The organism is Duganella sp. 3397, assembly GCF_031456625.1.
Taxonomy (GTDB): Bacteria; Pseudomonadota; Gammaproteobacteria; order Burkholderiales; family Burkholderiaceae_D; genus Rugamonas; species Rugamonas phyllosphaerae.
The window spans coordinates 78,153-93,668 of record NZ_JAVDVB010000011.1; the positions used below are offsets into that span (position 1 = coordinate 78,153).

General features: G+C 63.2%; 12 protein-coding genes. 2 read left to right on the forward strand and 10 right to left on the reverse strand.

What is annotated here, in order from left to right; genetic code table 11:
* Positions 1 to 822 carry a TorF family putative porin gene (locus J2X54_RS24800; RefSeq protein ID WP_310184438.1) on the reverse strand — a complete coding sequence of 274 codons (822 nt, stop codon included), beginning with the start codon at positions 820 to 822 and terminating at the stop codon, positions 1 to 3.
* A complete protein-coding gene (gene eat, locus J2X54_RS24805) occupies positions 823 to 2,217 on the reverse strand; it encodes an ethanolamine permease (RefSeq protein WP_310184439.1) in 1,395 nt (464 codons plus the stop codon).
* Between the two features lie 193 nt (positions 2,218 to 2,410).
* Here eat and J2X54_RS24810 point away from each other — a divergent pair, with 193 nt between their 5' ends.
* Positions 2,411 to 3,388, forward strand: a complete 978-nt coding sequence (locus J2X54_RS24810; protein WP_310184440.1) for a helix-turn-helix domain-containing protein — start codon at positions 2,411 to 2,413, stop codon at positions 3,386 to 3,388.
* Between the two features lie 2 nt (positions 3,389 to 3,390).
* On the opposite strand, the gene J2X54_RS24815 is transcribed toward J2X54_RS24810, so the two are convergent.
* The 8 genes from J2X54_RS24815 to queA form a co-directional block, all read right to left on the reverse strand.
* Entirely contained in the window at positions 3,391 to 4,776 is a 1,386-nt protein-coding gene (locus tag J2X54_RS24815) for a cytochrome c (protein WP_310184441.1), read from the reverse strand.
* Positions 4,777 to 4,784: 8 nt separating this feature from the next.
* Positions 4,785 to 6,563, reverse strand: coding sequence for a GMC family oxidoreductase (locus tag J2X54_RS24820; protein WP_310184442.1), 1,779 nt, complete (start codon positions 6,561 to 6,563; stop codon positions 4,785 to 4,787).
* A gap of 9 nt (positions 6,564 to 6,572) precedes the next feature.
* Positions 6,573 to 7,277 (reverse strand): gluconate 2-dehydrogenase subunit 3 family protein, encoded by a 705-nt coding sequence (locus tag J2X54_RS24825; protein ID WP_310184443.1) that lies wholly within the window; start codon positions 7,275 to 7,277, stop codon positions 6,573 to 6,575.
* A 195-nt stretch (positions 7,278 to 7,472) separates the two neighbouring features.
* Positions 7,473 to 8,495, reverse strand: coding sequence for a protein translocase subunit SecF (secF, locus tag J2X54_RS24830; protein ID WP_310184444.1), 1,023 nt, complete (start codon positions 8,493 to 8,495; stop codon positions 7,473 to 7,475).
* A 15-nt stretch (positions 8,496 to 8,510) separates the two neighbouring features.
* Positions 8,511 to 10,373 carry a protein translocase subunit SecD gene (gene secD / locus J2X54_RS24835; RefSeq protein ID WP_070249261.1) on the reverse strand — a complete coding sequence of 621 codons (1,863 nt, stop codon included), beginning with the start codon at positions 10,371 to 10,373 and terminating at the stop codon, positions 8,511 to 8,513.
* An 82-nt stretch (positions 10,374 to 10,455) separates the two neighbouring features.
* Positions 10,456 to 10,791, reverse strand: a complete 336-nt coding sequence (gene yajC / locus J2X54_RS24840; RefSeq protein WP_070249262.1) for a preprotein translocase subunit YajC — start codon at positions 10,789 to 10,791, stop codon at positions 10,456 to 10,458.
* 109 nt (positions 10,792 to 10,900) lie between these two features.
* Positions 10,901 to 12,040 carry a tRNA guanosine(34) transglycosylase Tgt gene (gene tgt, locus J2X54_RS24845; RefSeq protein ID WP_310184445.1) on the reverse strand — a complete coding sequence of 380 codons (1,140 nt, stop codon included), beginning with the start codon at positions 12,038 to 12,040 and terminating at the stop codon, positions 10,901 to 10,903.
* Between the two features lie 14 nt (positions 12,041 to 12,054).
* Positions 12,055 to 13,080 (reverse strand): tRNA preQ1(34) S-adenosylmethionine ribosyltransferase-isomerase QueA, encoded by a 1,026-nt coding sequence (queA, locus tag J2X54_RS24850; protein ID WP_310184446.1) that lies wholly within the window; start codon positions 13,078 to 13,080, stop codon positions 12,055 to 12,057.
* Positions 13,081 to 13,214: 134 nt separating this feature from the next.
* Between queA and recG the strand changes: the two genes are divergently transcribed.
* The gene (gene recG, locus J2X54_RS24855) at positions 13,215 to 15,281 is read left to right on the forward strand and encodes an ATP-dependent DNA helicase RecG (RefSeq protein WP_070246205.1); all 2,067 of its coding nucleotides are present in this window, start codon (positions 13,215 to 13,217) and stop codon (positions 15,279 to 15,281) included.
* The last annotated feature ends 235 nt before the right edge of the window (positions 15,282 to 15,516 follow it).

The following is a 15,516-nucleotide window of genomic DNA, read 5'->3' on the forward strand; positions in this document are numbered from 1 at the left end:
TTAAAAACTGCGCGTGGCAGTCACCAGCAAGCGCTTTTGCACCACGTTCTTGCTGCTGCCGTCGGCGTTGAAGAAGGTCCACAACGGCGCGCCGTTCTTGCTGGCGTCGCCACTGTTATACACCCCTGCCGCCGCGAACGCCCAGTTGCCGACGATCTTGGTCACACCGACCTTGGCGTCGTAGAAGTTGAAGTCGTCCATGTGCCGCACCTGCTGACGGCCTGCGTGCAAATTCAATACCAGCCCCGGCGCCAGTTCCGGATTCCAGTTCAGTTCGCCGTACACGGTGCCGCGCGTATCGACCAGGTCACCACTGCCCGGTTGCACCGTGAAGCCGAACCAGTAACGGCTCAGCGACACCCAGGCGTAAGCGTTGAAGCTGCCGATGTTGACGCCGAGCTTGGCCTCCTGCGTATGGTACTTGATGTCCTTGCCGCCTGTCGCATAGTGCGCGCCGGGGAACCAGTAGGTGACCAGGCCGGCATCGATGGTGGTGTCGGCATTGACGGCGTGGCGGTAACCGCCATAGACGTCGAGCTCGGAACCGGCGCCGTTGTTATAGGCCGCGTGCGAGACGCCCGAGCCGAACAGGCCCAGGTACACGCCGCTGCTGTGGGTAAAGTCGAGCGTGGCCTGGGCAGTGGGCTTGGCCTGGGTTTGCGAAATGCCGCGGAACAGGTAGTCCGATACCGCCGTGACGTTGCCGGTCTCGGTCCAGGCCGAAGGTACGGGGGCCGGCTCTGCGGCAAAGGCGGTCGTGGCCAGTGTGAGCAGGCCGCCGGCCACCGCCAGGCGCTGCATCATGCGGGAAAAGATCAACATTCAAACTCCTTCGATGGGGGTGGTGGTCGGGGCGGCGTGCAGTGCGCGGCTGCCCTTGGTCGCCAGGAAGTACACATAACCGGCAGCAAGGAAGGCGGCGAACAGGCAGAACACCAGCGGGTTGTAGTAAATCATCGTCACCAGGCAGACCACGGCGCCGGCCAGGGCAATCGCCGGGAACACCGGGTAGAACGGCGCGCGGAACGGCCGCACCATGTCGGGCTCGGCGCGGCGCAGCTTGAACAGGCTCAGCATGCTGAGGATGTACATGGTGATGGCGCCGAACACCGACATGGTGACGATGTTGGCGGTCAGGGTCTGGCCGCCGATCTTGATCAGCTCGTCGCTGAAGATGGCGGCGATACCGACCGCGCCGCCGGCCAGGATGGCCCGGTGCGGGGTCTTGAAGCGCGGGTGGATCTTGGCCAGCGCTGGCGGCAGATAGGCTTCGCGGGCCAGCGCATAGATCTGGCGCGAGTAGCCGAGGATGATGCCGTGGAACGAGGCGATCAGTCCGAACAGTCCGAGCCACACCAACATGTGCAGCCAGCCGCTGTTTTCGCCGACGATCATTTTCATCGCCTGCGGCAACGGGTCGTTGATGTTGGCAAGCTTGGTCCAGTCACCGGCGCCGCCGGCAAACGCCATCACGCCGATCGCCAGCAATACCAAGGTGATGATGCCGGTAATGTAGGCAATCGGGATCGAACGCCTGGGGTCCTTGGCTTCTTCGGCCGCCATGGCCACGCCTTCGATGGCCAGGAAGAACCAGATGGCAAACGGAATCGCGGCAAACATGCCCGGTATCGCAGCGGTAGTAAACACGTCCTGGCCCGACCAGCCGCCCTTGGTAAAGTTGGTGATGGAAAAGCCCGGCGCCACCACGCCCATGAATACCAGCAGCTCGAAGATTGCCAGCAAGGCCATCAACAGCTCGAAGGTGGCCGCCACCTGCACGCCGACGATGTTGAGCGTCATGAACACCGCGTAAGCGCCTACCGCCGCCAGCTTGGGGTTGATCTCGGGAAACTGCACGTTGAGGTAGGCGCCGATTGCCAGCGCAATGGCCGGCGGCGCGAACACGAACTCGATCAGGGTGGCAGCGCCGGCCAGGTAGCCGCCGGTGGGACCGAACGCGCGCTTGCTGTAGGCAAACGGACCGCCCGCGTGCGGGATCGACGTGGTCAGCTCGGTAAAGCTGAAAATAAAGGTGGTGTACATGGCCGCGATGAACAACGCGGTAATGGTGAAGCCCAAGGTGCCTGCCGAGGCCCAGCCGTAACTCCAGCCGAAATACTCCCCGGATATCACCAGGCCGACAGCGATGCCCCAGAGCTGGAACGTGCTCAGCGTCTGTTGCAGGGCCGGCTGACCGGCCGCCTGTTTTGCGTTCATGTGGTTCTCCTTAGGTAATACGTTACCGGCGCCCCTGCCCGTGTGGGGCGGGTATGAAAGTTGCTCGATGTGTTGAGGCGGATTTCAGTATAGGAGCGCTGTTGGCACTGGCGTTATCGCAAATTGGCAAACCTGCGGCGGGCCCGCCGCGTGACTGCAACACCACGACAGAGACAACCTCAGCGGAGCAAATATGCACCAGACTGCGACACCATCATTGCCCCATGCACCGTTATTACGCACGGTGATGGCGCACGACGCCGACGAACTGGCCAGCAAGCTGACCAACTGGCAGCAGCGCTACGACCAGGTCAGCGCCGGCCGTTTTACGGGTGCGCTGACCGAGCGCCAATTGCCGCAGCTTCAAGTATTCCGGGAAAGCCTGAGCCAGGCGGTGCGGCAATCGTGCCGGGTGTGGCCGGACGCGATCTGGTTCGGCCTGCCCGACCACGATGCAACCACGCGCATCAACGGCCGCCAGGCGGGCGACCACACGCTGATGGTGCGTCCGGGCGACGTCGAGTTCGAACTGGTGACGCCGAGCGCCTACAGCATCTACGGCATCGTTGCCAGCCGGCAGTTGCTGGAAGATGCCGCCGAGCGCCAAGGCTGCCAGATCGACTGGCAGCGGGTGCAGGCGGCCGAGGTGTTGCAGGTCGATGGCGCGGCGCGCGCGGCGTGCTTGGGTATCCTGTCGGCGGCGCTGCCCCGCGCGGCGGTGGGCACTGGCACCGAAGCCTGGCAGGACACGGTGCTGGCGTCGCTGCTGGAGCTGCTCGACCATCGCTGCGGCGAACCGGTCGCCAGCCCCAGCCTGCAACGCCGGCGCCGCGTGGTCGAACACGTGCGCGCCTACATCGACGCGCACCTGGCCGACCAGGCCGCGCTGACGGTGCCGCAGCTGTGCGAGCAGGTGCACGTCAGCCGCCGCACCTTGCAGTATTGTTTCGAGGATGTCTTGGGGATGAGTCCGCTGCTGTACATGCGGATGATGCGCCTGAACGGCGCACGCCGCGAGTTGCTCGACCAGGGCGCTGGTGCGGTACGCGCCGCCATCGGCGACGTCGCCGACGCCTGGGGCATGAGCAACTTCAGCCAGTTTTCCAGCGATTACCGCAAGCTGTTCGGCGAGTGTCCGTCGGCCGCGATGCGGGCGCGACGGACACAATAGACTTACTTGGCGTCGAGCTTATCGACGCTGCTCGGCCGGCTCACCGGCTGCGGTACCGTCCCTTCACGCCCGGCGGCAAACGCAGCAGCCGTCAACGGCTTGACCGGCACCGAGACCTTGCGCACCTTGGCCACGTCCCTGGCAACAACGGTACCGCCCTGGTTGCCCCAGCTGGTCTGGATGAAGTTGACCACGTCGGCCACCTGCTGGTCGTTGAGCTCTTTCGCATACGGCGCCATGGTCAGCGCCGACGGCGCCGTATGAGTCGAAGGCACCGCGCCGCCGGACAGGATGATGTTGATCGCCGAGGTCGCATCCTTGCCCTGCAGCACGGCGTTGCCAGCCAGCGCCGGGAACGCGGTACCGTAACCCTTGCCATCCGAGCGGTGGCAGCCGGCGCACTTGTTCAGGTAGGTCAGCGCACCGGCCGTGGCGGGCTGGCCGTTGAACAGTTGCGTGGCCACCTTGGCGTCGGCCACGAATGGCGTGGCCTTGTTATTGGCCGGCAGGGACTTGAGGTACACGGCCATGCTGGTCAGGTCGTCGTTGCTCAGGTACTGGGTCGAATGCGCCACCACGTCGTTCATGGCGCCGAACGAGGCGGTGTGGCCGTTGCGGCCGGTCTTGAGGAAGTCGACGATGTCGGCCGTGCTCCAGCGCGCCAGTCCGCCGCCATGCTCGTTGCGCAGCGACGGCACGGTCCAGCCGTCGATGACCTGGCCGCCGGCCAGGAAGTCGGTGTTGCCGTTGCTGGTGTACGCCTTTTCCTGCATGGTCACGCTGCGCGCCGTGTGGCAGGCGCCGCAGTGGCCCAGGCCTTCGACCAGGTAGGCGCCGCGCAAAATTTGCGCATTGGCGGTGTTGGTCATATTGGTCGCTGGCGGCTGGTATGGCTCGGGCTTGGGTGCGAACACCCAGCGCCAGATCGCCAGCGGGAAGCGCATCGACAGCGGCCAGACGATGTCGGAATCGCGGCTCGGGGTCGGGTCGGGTTTGACGCCGTGCATGAAGTACGCGTACAACGCCTGCATGTCGGCCTGGCTCAGGCGCGAGTACGACGGGTACGGCATGGCCGGATACACGGTGTAGCCGGCCTTGGTCACGCCGGTGCGCATCAGCTTGTCGAAGTCCTCGAAACTCCAGGTGCCGATGCCGGCCTTTTTATCAGGCGTGATGTTGGACGAATAGATCTTGCCGATCGGCGTTTCCATGCCGAGACCGCCAGCGAACGGCTTGCCGCCGGTTACGCTGTGGCAGGCAAAGCAGTCGCCGGCACGGGCCAGGTATTCGCCCTGCTTGATCAGCCTGGCGTCGGGTGCGGCCCAGCTGGCCGACATCGCCAGCGACAGGCCCAGCAGGGCCAGTGATTTGGTGAGGTAATGGGTCATGGGCAGTCTCATACGGCAACAAGGGGACGGGGATCTTTGAGGTACTGCTCGCGGATCGCCTTGGCCGACCAGTACGTCAGTGCGGCAGCCAGGCCGGTCGGGTTGTAGCCGATCCCGATCGGGAACACGCTCGAACCCACCGCGAACACGTTGTACACGTCCCAGCTTTGCAGGTAGCGGTTCAGTACGCTGATCCTGGGATCGGTGCCCATCGCAGTGCCGCCGGCCCAGTGCGTGGTCTGGTAATTGCGCAGGTCCAGGTGGTCGCCGAAGTTTTTTACCGACACGTGGATCGACTTCGGATTCATCGCCTTGGCGACATCGAGCATCTTGTCGGTCACGTAGCGACTCATCTTGATGTCGTTGTCGTGCCAGTCGAAGGTGAAGCGCAGCAGCTTCTGGCCGAACTGGTCGGTGTAGGTCGGATCGAGATCGACATAGCAGTCGCGGTACACCATGTTGGCGCCATGCACGTCGAACGACACGGTGTTGGTGTAGTTGTCCTTGACCGCCCGTTTCCAGTCCGCGCCCCAGGCCGGCGTGCCGTCCGGCACCGGGATGCCGGCGATCGGCTTGACGCCGGCCGGATTGCACCAGGCCGGCGAGCCGCCGACGAAGCCGAGCGGGCCGTGGTCGAAATGGTCGCCGTTGTAATCGTCGACCGCCACGCCGTTGCCGCCGGAGCCGATGAACGGGTTGGTGTTCTTGTTCGGATCGAAAAACATCTGCACGGTGGACATGGTTTGATAGGCGATATTGCGCCCGACCACGCCTTCATTTTTCACCGGGTCGTACGGCTGGCCCACGCCCGACACCAGGAACAGGTGGGCATTGTTGTAGGCAAAGGTGCTGGCGATCACCAGGTCGGCCGGTTGTTCGACGGTCTTGCCGTCCTTGTTCACGTAGGTGACGCCGGTGGCCTTTTTCTTGCTGCTGTCGAGGTTGATGCGCAGCACATTGCAGTGCGGGCGCAGCTCGAAATTGGCGGCCTTGCGCAGCGCCGGCATGATGTTGACCTGCGGCGACGCCTTCGAGTAGTTGTAGCAGGCAAAGCCCGAGCAGAAGCCGCAGAAGTTACATGGTCCCATCTGGCATCCGTAAGGATTCACATACTGCTGCGACGCATTCGACGACGGTGCGACAAACGGGTGCAGGCCCACTTCGGCCGCAGCCTTGTGGAACAGGTGCGCCGTGTACGGCACTTTTTGCGGCGGCAGCGCGTAGTGGTTGGACCGGCTCGGTTCGAAGAAGTTACCCTCGCCCACCACCTTGCCATCGACGCGGTAGGCCACGCCCGAGGTGCCGAATACTTTTTCAACGAAATCGAAATGTGGCTCCAGCTCCTCGAAGGTGATGCCGAAGTCCTGGGTGGTCATGCCTTCCGGGATGAATTTCTTGCCGTAGCGCTCGTTGTAGTGCGAGCGCAGTCTGAGCTCCTCCGGCAATACGCGCCAGTGCTGGCCCGACCAGTGCAAACCGGCGCCACCGACTCCGGTACCCGGCTTGAACGCGCCGATCTGGCGGTACGGCACGGCGGTGCCAGCGACGTCGTGGCGGAACGTAAACGAGCCTTTCGACAAATCCTGGAACAGCTTGGAGCGCTGGATGTAGGTGAGCTCGTCGAGGGTTTTCGGGTACGCGCCGTCCGGGTACGTGTCCTGGAACGCGCCGCGCTCGAGCGCCAGCACTTCCATGCCCGCTTCGGTCAGTTCCTTGGCCATGATGGCGCCGGTCCAGCCGAAGCCGACGATGACGACCTCGACTTTTTTGAGTGTGATATCTGCCATCTTGATTCCTTAAGCGATCGAGGCGGGCGGCAGCGGATAGTGCTTGCCGTACTGCTCGACCCAGTCCATGTAGTCGCCACGGGCGCCGGGGAAGTTGATCATCTTCCAGGCCGCCATGTCCTTGTTGCCGCCGTGGACAGGGTCGCTGAAATAACCCTCGCGCGTGTTTTGCAGCAGTTGGCCGAAGAAGGTTTTCGGCGGCACCGCGCCGATGGCCAGCGTGCCCTTTTCCAGTTCGCCGATCACGGCGTCTTTCTGGGCCGCGTCCAGCGCGGTAAAGGCTTTGCCCAGCTTGGCCTGGACCGCATGTTCGAGACCGGCCAGGGCGCTGCGGTACAGGTCGCGCGGCGCCATGTGGAACTGGTAGCCGAACTCGGGCGGTGACTCGGGCACGAACGGCGCCTGCATGAACCACAGTTTGCCGTACGCATACGGCGTATTCATCTGCAGGTCGATGAATTCATGCACGCCGGCTTCCAGCGCACCGGGGCCGTCGCTGTTGGCGGGGATCAGGCGATCGACCAGCGCCTGCAACGTGGCCCACTCGGCCGGGTTGAAATAGACGGGACGATGGGTGCCTTGCGCAGCGGTGCCAGCAGTGGTGGTGGCTACTGCGCCCACGCCGGCAGCGGCCACCAGCGCCACGGCCGGCGCAGCGGTAACCGCCTTGCGCAGGAAGCTGCGGCGGTGCGGAGAGATACCAATGGTTTTCATGAGAACCCTTTTATTCGACTTGTAGTGGCAAAATTTCACAAATAAACTAAATAGCGAATTGGCATCCTACGCCTACATCAGTCCGTCTTGCGCACGATACGGTTTTTTCTACGCGTTGTTACTTACACCGGCTATGGGTGAAAAAAAAGCCGCCTCCCGAGGGAAGCGGCTTTTCGCCAACAGGACAGCGGGGATTTACACCACCGCGCCGTCGGTCTCGTCTTTTTCCTTGACCGGCTTGATCAGGTCCTCACGCTTGACGCCGAGCCACATGGCAATCGCCGCCGCCACGAACACCGACGAATAGATACCGAAGCAGATGCCGATGGTCAGCGCCATGGCAAAGTAATGCAGGGTCGGACCGCCGAAGAACAGCATCGCCAGCACCATCATCTGGGTGCTGCCGTGGGTGATGATGGTGCGCGAGATGGTGGACGTGATGGCGTTGTCGATCACTTCGTGCACGGTGGCCTTGCGGTACTTGCGGAAGTTTTCGCGGATCCGGTCGAAAATCACGACCGATTCGTTGACCGAGTAACCGAGCACGGCGAGAATACCGGCCAGCACCGTCAGCGAGAATTCCCACTGGAAGAAAGCGAAGAAGCCGAGGATGATCACCACGTCGTGCAGGTTGGCGATAATTGCCGACACCGCGTATTTCCATTCGAAGCGGATAGCCAGGTACAGCATCACGCCCACAACCACCATCACCAGTGCGTTCAGGCCGTTCTGGGTCAGTTCTTCACCCACCTGCGGACCGACGAACTCCACCTTGCGCAGTTCGACCGCTTCGGCGCCGGCAGCGGTCATGCAAGCCTGCTTGACCACGTGCTCGCCCTTGGCGTTGACGTTGTCGATCTGGGTCAGCGCACCTTTTTCAGCCTTGCACAGGGTATCGAAGACCAGTTGCGAGGCATCCTTGCCGCTGATGCTTTTGATCACCGGCAGGCGCAGCATCACGTCGTGCGCGGTGCCGAAGCCGGCCGCTTCCGGGTAGTCGTAGCCGATGCCGCGCAGCGACGCCCGGATGCCCTCGAGATTGGCTGGTTGCTGGTACTTCAGCTCCATCACGGTGCCGCCGGTGAATTCCACCGACAGGTGCAGGCCACGGTGGAACAGGAAGAACACGGCTGCCACGAAGGTCAACGCCGAGATGACGTTGAACACCAGTGCATGCCGCATGAACGGTATGTCTTTCTTGATGCGGAAAAATTCCATGTGCTATGCCTCGAATTATTTGGTGTCCGGACGCCAGATGGTGCCGATGGCGATCGATTGCAGCTTCTTCTTGCGGCCGTACCAGAGGTTGACCACGCCGCGCATGATGAACACTGCGGAGAACATCGACGTCAGGATGCCCAGCGTGTGCACCACGGCAAAGCCGCGGATCGGACCGGAACCGAAGACCAGCAGCGCCAGGCCGACGATCAGGGTGGTGACGTTGGAGTCGATAATCGTGGCCCAGGCGCGATCGAAGCCGGCCGTGATGGCCGCCTGCGGCGACGCCCCACCGCGCAGTTCCTCGCGCACCCGTTCGTTGATCAGCACGTTGGAGTCGATCGCCATACCGAGCGCCAGCGCAATGGCGGCCATGCCCGGCAGGGTCAGGGTAATGCCCAGCAGCGACAGCAAGGCCACCAGCAACAGCAGGTTGCACGCCAGCGCAAACACGCTGAACAGGCCGAACATCATGTAATAGGCAACCATGAAGATGGCCACGGCAGCGAAGCCGTACATGGTCGAGTGCATACCCTTGGCGACGTTTTCGGCGCCCAGCTGCGGGCCGATGGTGCGTTCTTCGATCACTTCCATTGGGGCAGCCAGTGCGCCAGAGCGCAGCAGCAGCGCCAGTTCGGCCGAGTTCTCGGCGTTGCCCATGCCGGTGATCTGGAATTTGCTGCCCAGTTCACTCTGGATGGTGGCCACCGACAAGACTTCCGGCTTGCCCTTTTCGAACAGCACGATGGCCATTTTCTTGCCCACGCGGGTACTGGTGGCGTCGCGCATGCGGCGGCCGCCATCGCCGTTCAAGTCGATGCCGACAGCCGGTTGCTGGTTCTGGTCGAAGCTGGCGGTGGCGCTGGAGATGTAGTCGCCGGTCAGCACCACGTCCTTGGTCAACACGACCGGTACGCCTTTACCGACGGTAAACAGTTCCGAGTTCAGCGGAACGGCGGAAGTGAGTTCGGTGCCAGGTGTGATCGATTCGTCGACCATGCGGATTTCCAGGGTGGCGGTGCGGCCGATCACGGAACGGGCACGGGCCACGTCCTGCACGCCTGGCAGTTGCACGATGATGCGGTCCGGACCTTGCTGCTGGATGATCGGTTCGGCCACGCCCAGTTCGTTGACGCGCTTGGACAGCGTGGAGATGTTCTGCTTGACCGCCTCGTCCGTGGTTTGCTTGACTGCGGCAGGCTTCAGGCTGATCACGGTTTTCAGGTCGGTATCGCTGCCGGAATCGGCAAACGTCACGTCCGGCATCTGGTCAGCCAGCACGGCCTTGGCTTTCTGGCGCGTGTCGTTGTCGCGGAAGTTGATGACGATGGTGTCGCCCGAGCGCTCGATGCCGGCGTGGCGCACGTTCTTGTCGCGCAGCTGGCTGCGGGCGGCGGCCTGCATGCCTTGCAGGCGCTTGGCCAGTACGGCCTTGGTATCGACTTGCATCAGGAAGTGGACGCCGCCGCGCAGGTCGAGACCGAGGTACATCGGCGCCGCGTGCAGCTTTTGCATCCATTTCGGGGTGTCCGGTTGCAGATTGAGCGCCACCAGGTACGATGGATCTTCCGGATCGGCGTTCAGACCTTTTTCCAGCACGGCCTTGGCGCGGAACTGGGTATCGGGATCGGGGAAGCGCACGCGTACCGAAGCGTAAGTGCCGGTGCCATCGAAGGTCAGTTCGCTGTGCGGGACTTTCTCGCGCGTGAGCACTTCATCGACCTTGGCGACCATGTCGGACGTCAGCTTCAGGGTTGATTTGCCGCTCGTGACCTGCACTGCCGGCGATTCGCCGAAGTAGTTGGGTGCCGAGTACAGCGCGCCCAGCAGGATGGCGACAGCAATCAGTATGTATTTCCAGACGGGATAGCGATTCATAGTGTTCAGCGTTCAGGGTTAGGCGTCGGATGCAAGACGGCCCGCCCGTCGTGCGACTGGGCGGGCCGGGGGCCTGGGCCGGTTACAGCGCCTTGAGCGTGCCTTTCGGCAGGACCATGGTCACCGCGCTTTTTTGCACGGTCATTTCCACGCCGTTCGATACCTCGATGGTCAGGTACAGGTCCGATATTTTCGAGATACGGCCCAGAACGCCACCAGCGGTCACGACTTCATCGCCCTTGGCCAGCGCTTCCATCATGTTCTTTTGTTCCTTGGCGCGCTTCATCTGGGGACGAATCATCAGGAAGTACATTGCCACGAACATCAGGATCAGGAAGCCATACTGGCCCAGGAAGCCGCCGGCGCCGCCGAGCGACTCGAGGGGGTTGGATTGGGCGTAAGCGTTGGATATAAACACAGTGACTCCGATAATAGTTTGAAAAAACAGCGCTGTATTCTAGCACTGGCCGGAACGTGCAACGACTTCCCGGCAAATGGGGGGTGTTATTTCTTTTTAAAGCCGATTTTTAAACGCCACGGGCGCGGTCGGCGTGGAATTGCAGGGTCCATGCGTGGAAGCGGTCCTCGTCCAGCGCCTCGCGCATCTGGCGCATGATGTCGAGGTAGTAGTGCAGATTGTGGATGGTATTGAGGCGCGCGCCGAGGATTTCCTGGGTGCGGTTCAGGTGGTGCAGGTAGGCGCGCGAGAAATTGCGGCAAGCGTAGCACGAGCAGGTCGAGTCGAGCGGCTCCTTGTCTTCCTTGTAGCGCGCATTCTTGATCTTGATGTCGCCGAAACGGGTAAACAGCCAGCCGTTGCGGGCATTACGAGTAGGCATCACGCAGTCGAACATGTCGACGCCGTGCGACACGCCGGCCACCAGGTCTTCCGGCGTGCCGACGCCCATCAGGTAGTGCGGCTTGTTGGCCGGCAGCTTGGGGCCGACGTGCTTGAGGATGCGCATCATGTCCTCTTTCGGCTCGCCCACCGACAGGCCGCCAATGGCCAGGCCCGGAAAGTCGATCTCTTCCAGGCCGGCCAGCGACTCGTCGCGCAAATGTTCGAACATGCCGCCCTGGACGATGCCAAACAGCGCATTCGGGTTTTCGCCACGGTGGAATTCGTCGTTGGAGCGCTGGGCCCAGCGCAGCGACATGCGCATCGACTTGGCCGCTTCCTCGATGGTGGCCGGGCGGTTGTCGATCTCGTACGGCGTGCATTCGTCGAACTGCATGACGATGTCGGAGTTCAGCACGCGCTGGATCTGCATCGACACTTCCGGCGAGAGGAACAGCTTGTCGCCGTTGATCGGCGAATTGAAGTGCACGCCCTCTTCCGTGATCTTGCGCATGGCGCCCAGCGAAAACACCTGGAAGCCGCCCGAGTCGGTCAGGATCGGCTTGTCCCAGCCCATGAAGTCGTGCAGGCCGCCAAACTTGGCCATCACGTCGTTACCGGGACGCAGCCACAGGTGGAAGGTGTTGCCGAGGATGATCTGGGCGTCGATTTCCTTCAGTTCCAGCGGCGACATGGCCTTGACCGAACCGTAGGTACCGACCGGCATGAAGATCGGGGTCTGCACCACACCGTGGTTGAGTTTGACTTCGCCACGGCGGGCGTGGGTGAGACCGCTGGTATCGGTCTTGTGTAGCTTGAATTCCAACATTGTGTAGTCCTTGATTAAGCGCGTGCTTGCGTCGTCAGCAGCATGGCGTCGCCATAGCTGAAGAAGCGGTATTCATTGGCGATCGCGTGCGCGTACGCAGCGCGGATCTCGTCATAGCCGGCAAAGGCCGACACCAGCATCAGCAGGGTCGACTTGGGCAGGTGGAAGTTGGTGATCAGGCGCGTGACGGTCTTGAAGCGGTAGCCGGGCGTGATGAACAGCGCGGTGTCAGCGCTGCCCGCTTCCAGCTGGCCGCTTTGCGAGGCCGATTCCAGCGCGCGCAGGCTGGTCGTGCCCACCGCCACCACGTCGCGGCCGGCCGCGCGGGTGGCGCGCACCGCGTCCACCGTCTCCTGCGGCATGGTGTACCACTCGGTGTGCATCTGGTGGTCAGACAGCTTTTCGTTACGTACCGGCTGGAAGGTGCCGGCGCCCACGTGCAGCGTGACGAAGGCGAAGTTCACGCCTTTCGCCTTCAAGGTGTCGAGCAGCGCCTGGTCGAAGTGCAGGCCGGCCGTGGGCGCGGCCACCGCGCCGGGTACCTTGTTGAACACCGTCTGGTAGCGGGTTTCGTCGAACGAATCGGCATCGTGCTCGATGTACGGCGGCAGCGGTAGGCGGCCGTGCGCTTCGATCAGGTCGAACACGTCGGCATCGAAGTGCAAGGTAAAGAATTCGCCGGCGCGCTCGCCCACGGTGACATCGAAAGCGTCGGCCAGGCGCATCTTCGTGCCGGCCAGGGGGGAGCGCGAAGCGCGAACCTGCGCCAGCACGGTGCGGTTATCGAGCACGCGCTCGACCAGCGCTTCGACCTTGCCGCCGCTTTCCTTGGTGCCGAAAAAGCGCGCCTTGAGCACGCGCGTGTCGTTCATCACCAAGAGGTCGCCGGCCTGCAGCAGGCCCACGATGTCGGCGAACTGGCGGTCGACGATCTGCGCGCCGTCCAGGTGCAGCAGGCGCGAGGCGCTGCGATCGGGGAGCGGAAACTGCGCGATGCGCTCCTGCGGCAAGTTAAAATCGAAATCGGAAAGCGAATACATGGCGAACTTGTGAAAACGGTTGAAGAATCGGGTGTGCTTCTATAGAGCGCTAGCCTTACAATACCGGCGTTGCTGCTTCGGGTTTGTTACGGCCAACCCTCTATTTTACGCTAGTGTTCGAAAAATGCTCCAATATGCCCGTCACGCCATCTAAACCCGCCAAGAAGACCGTCAGCCCGCAGGTGAAGCTGGCCAAGCTCGGCCTGCATACCGACATGGACCTGGTGCTGCACCTGCCCATGCGCTACGAGGACGAGACGCAGGTCATCACCATCGAGGAGGCGCGCCTGCATGGCGGCGACACGTCGCAGGTCGAGGGCGTGGTGGTCAAGAACGAGATCACCTTCAAGCCGCGCCGCCAGCTGCTGGTGCACATCTCGGACGGCACCGGCGAGCTGCAACTGCGGTTCATGAATTTTTACGGCAGCCAGGTCAAGCAGCTGGCCGAAGGCACGCGGGTGCGCGCGCGTGGAGAGCTCAAGCACGGCTTCTTCGGCGCCGAGATGGTGCACCCGGCCTACAAAATCGTCAACGAGGGCGCGCCGCTGCCTACATCGCTGACGCCGGTGTATCCGTCCGGCGAAGGCCTGTCGCAACCGATTTTGCGCCGCGCCATCGGCGACGCCATGAAACGCGTCGATTGGACCGACACCCTGCCCGCCGACTTACGCGCGGCGATGCAGCTTTCCGACTTCGAACCGGCGGTGAAACTGCTGCACTATCCGCCGCAGCAGGTCGATGAACACGCGCTGGCCGACCGCTCGCACCCGGCGTGGACGCGGGTAAAGTTCGACGAACTGCTGGCGCAGCAGCTGTCGTTGAAGCGCGCGCAGCATGCGCGGCGCTCGAAAGGCGCGGCGGTGTTGAAGGTGGAAGGACAGTTGTCAGCGCAGTTCCAGGCCGCGCTGCCGTTCCAGCTGACCGGCGCGCAGCAGCGCGTGCTGGCCGAAATCCGCGCCGACCTGCGCCAGCCCTACCCGATGCAACGCCTGCTGCAAGGAGACGTGGGCAGCGGCAAGACCGTGGTGTCGGCACTGGCGGCGGCCCAGGCCATCGACAGCGGCTTCCAGGCCGCGCTGATGGCGCCCACCGAGATCCTGGCCGAGCAGCACTTCCGCAAGATCGCCGCGTGGATGGAGCCGCTGGGCGTGAAGGTGGCCTGGCTGACCGGCAGTTTGAAGAAGAAGGACAAGCAGGCAGCGTACGACATGATCGAATCGGGCGAAGCGCGACTCGTCGTCGGTACCCATGCGCTGATCCAGGAGGCAGTGGTGTTTGCCAACCTGGGGCTGGTGATCGTCGATGAACAGCACCGCTTCGGCGTGGGCCAGCGCCTGACCTTGCGCAACAAGGGCAACGAGGGCGCGATTCCGCACCAGCTGATGATGTCGGCCACGCCGATCCCGCGCACGCTGGCCATGACCTATTACGCCGACCTCGAAGTGTCGGTCATCGACGAACTGCCGCCGGGCCGCACGCCGATCGTCACCCGCACCATCGACCAGAACCGCCGCGACGAAGTGATCGAGCGCGTGCATGCGGCCGCGCAGGAGGGCCGGCAGGTGTACTGGGTCTGCCCGCTGATCGAGGAGTCCGAAGCGCTGCAGCTGCAAACCGCCACCGACACCCACGCGCTGCTGGCCGAAGCCCTGCCCGACCTGAACGTCGGCCTGGTGCACGGACGCCTGAAGCCAGCGGAGAAGCAGGCCATCATGGATGCCTTTACGGCAAACGAGATGCAGGTGCTGGTGGCCACCACCGTGATCGAGGTGGGCGTGGACGTACCGAATGCGTCGCTGATGGTGATCGAGCACGCGGAGCGTTTCGGCCTGTCGCAGTTGCACCAGTTGCGCGGCCGCGTAGGCCGGGGTTCGGCAGCCAGCGTGTGCCTGCTGCTATACCAGAGCCCGCTTGGTGGGATCGCCAAGCAGCGTTTGATGACGATGCGCGAAACCACCGACGGCTTCGAGATCGCCCGGCGCGACCTGGAGATACGCGGACCGGGCGAATTCCTCGGCGCGCGCCAGTCGGGCCAGGCGATGCTGCGCTTTGCCGACCTGGAGACCGACGGCTGGCTGGTGGACCAGGCCCGCGACGTGGCGCACGACCTGCTGCACGCCGGTACGCCGGAAAAGGCCGCGACGGTGGAGGCGCATCTGTCACGCTGGCTCGGTGGACGCGAGGAGTTCCTCAAGGTTTAACTGGTACCGCTCGCCGCTCCGTCATTCCCGCGCAGGCGGGAATCCATAACCCCGACGAGCCGGGTTGGCTTTAACCGCGCTGGCGCGAAGCACACGTTCCATGGATCCCAGCGTGCGCGAGGATGCCGAATCGAGGGCCAACGCTGCTAGAAACACAGGTAGACCCGATTCGCCAGATCCACCACGAACCCCGGCTGCAAGTACGCCAAGAACACCAGCGCCAGCACCGCAGCAA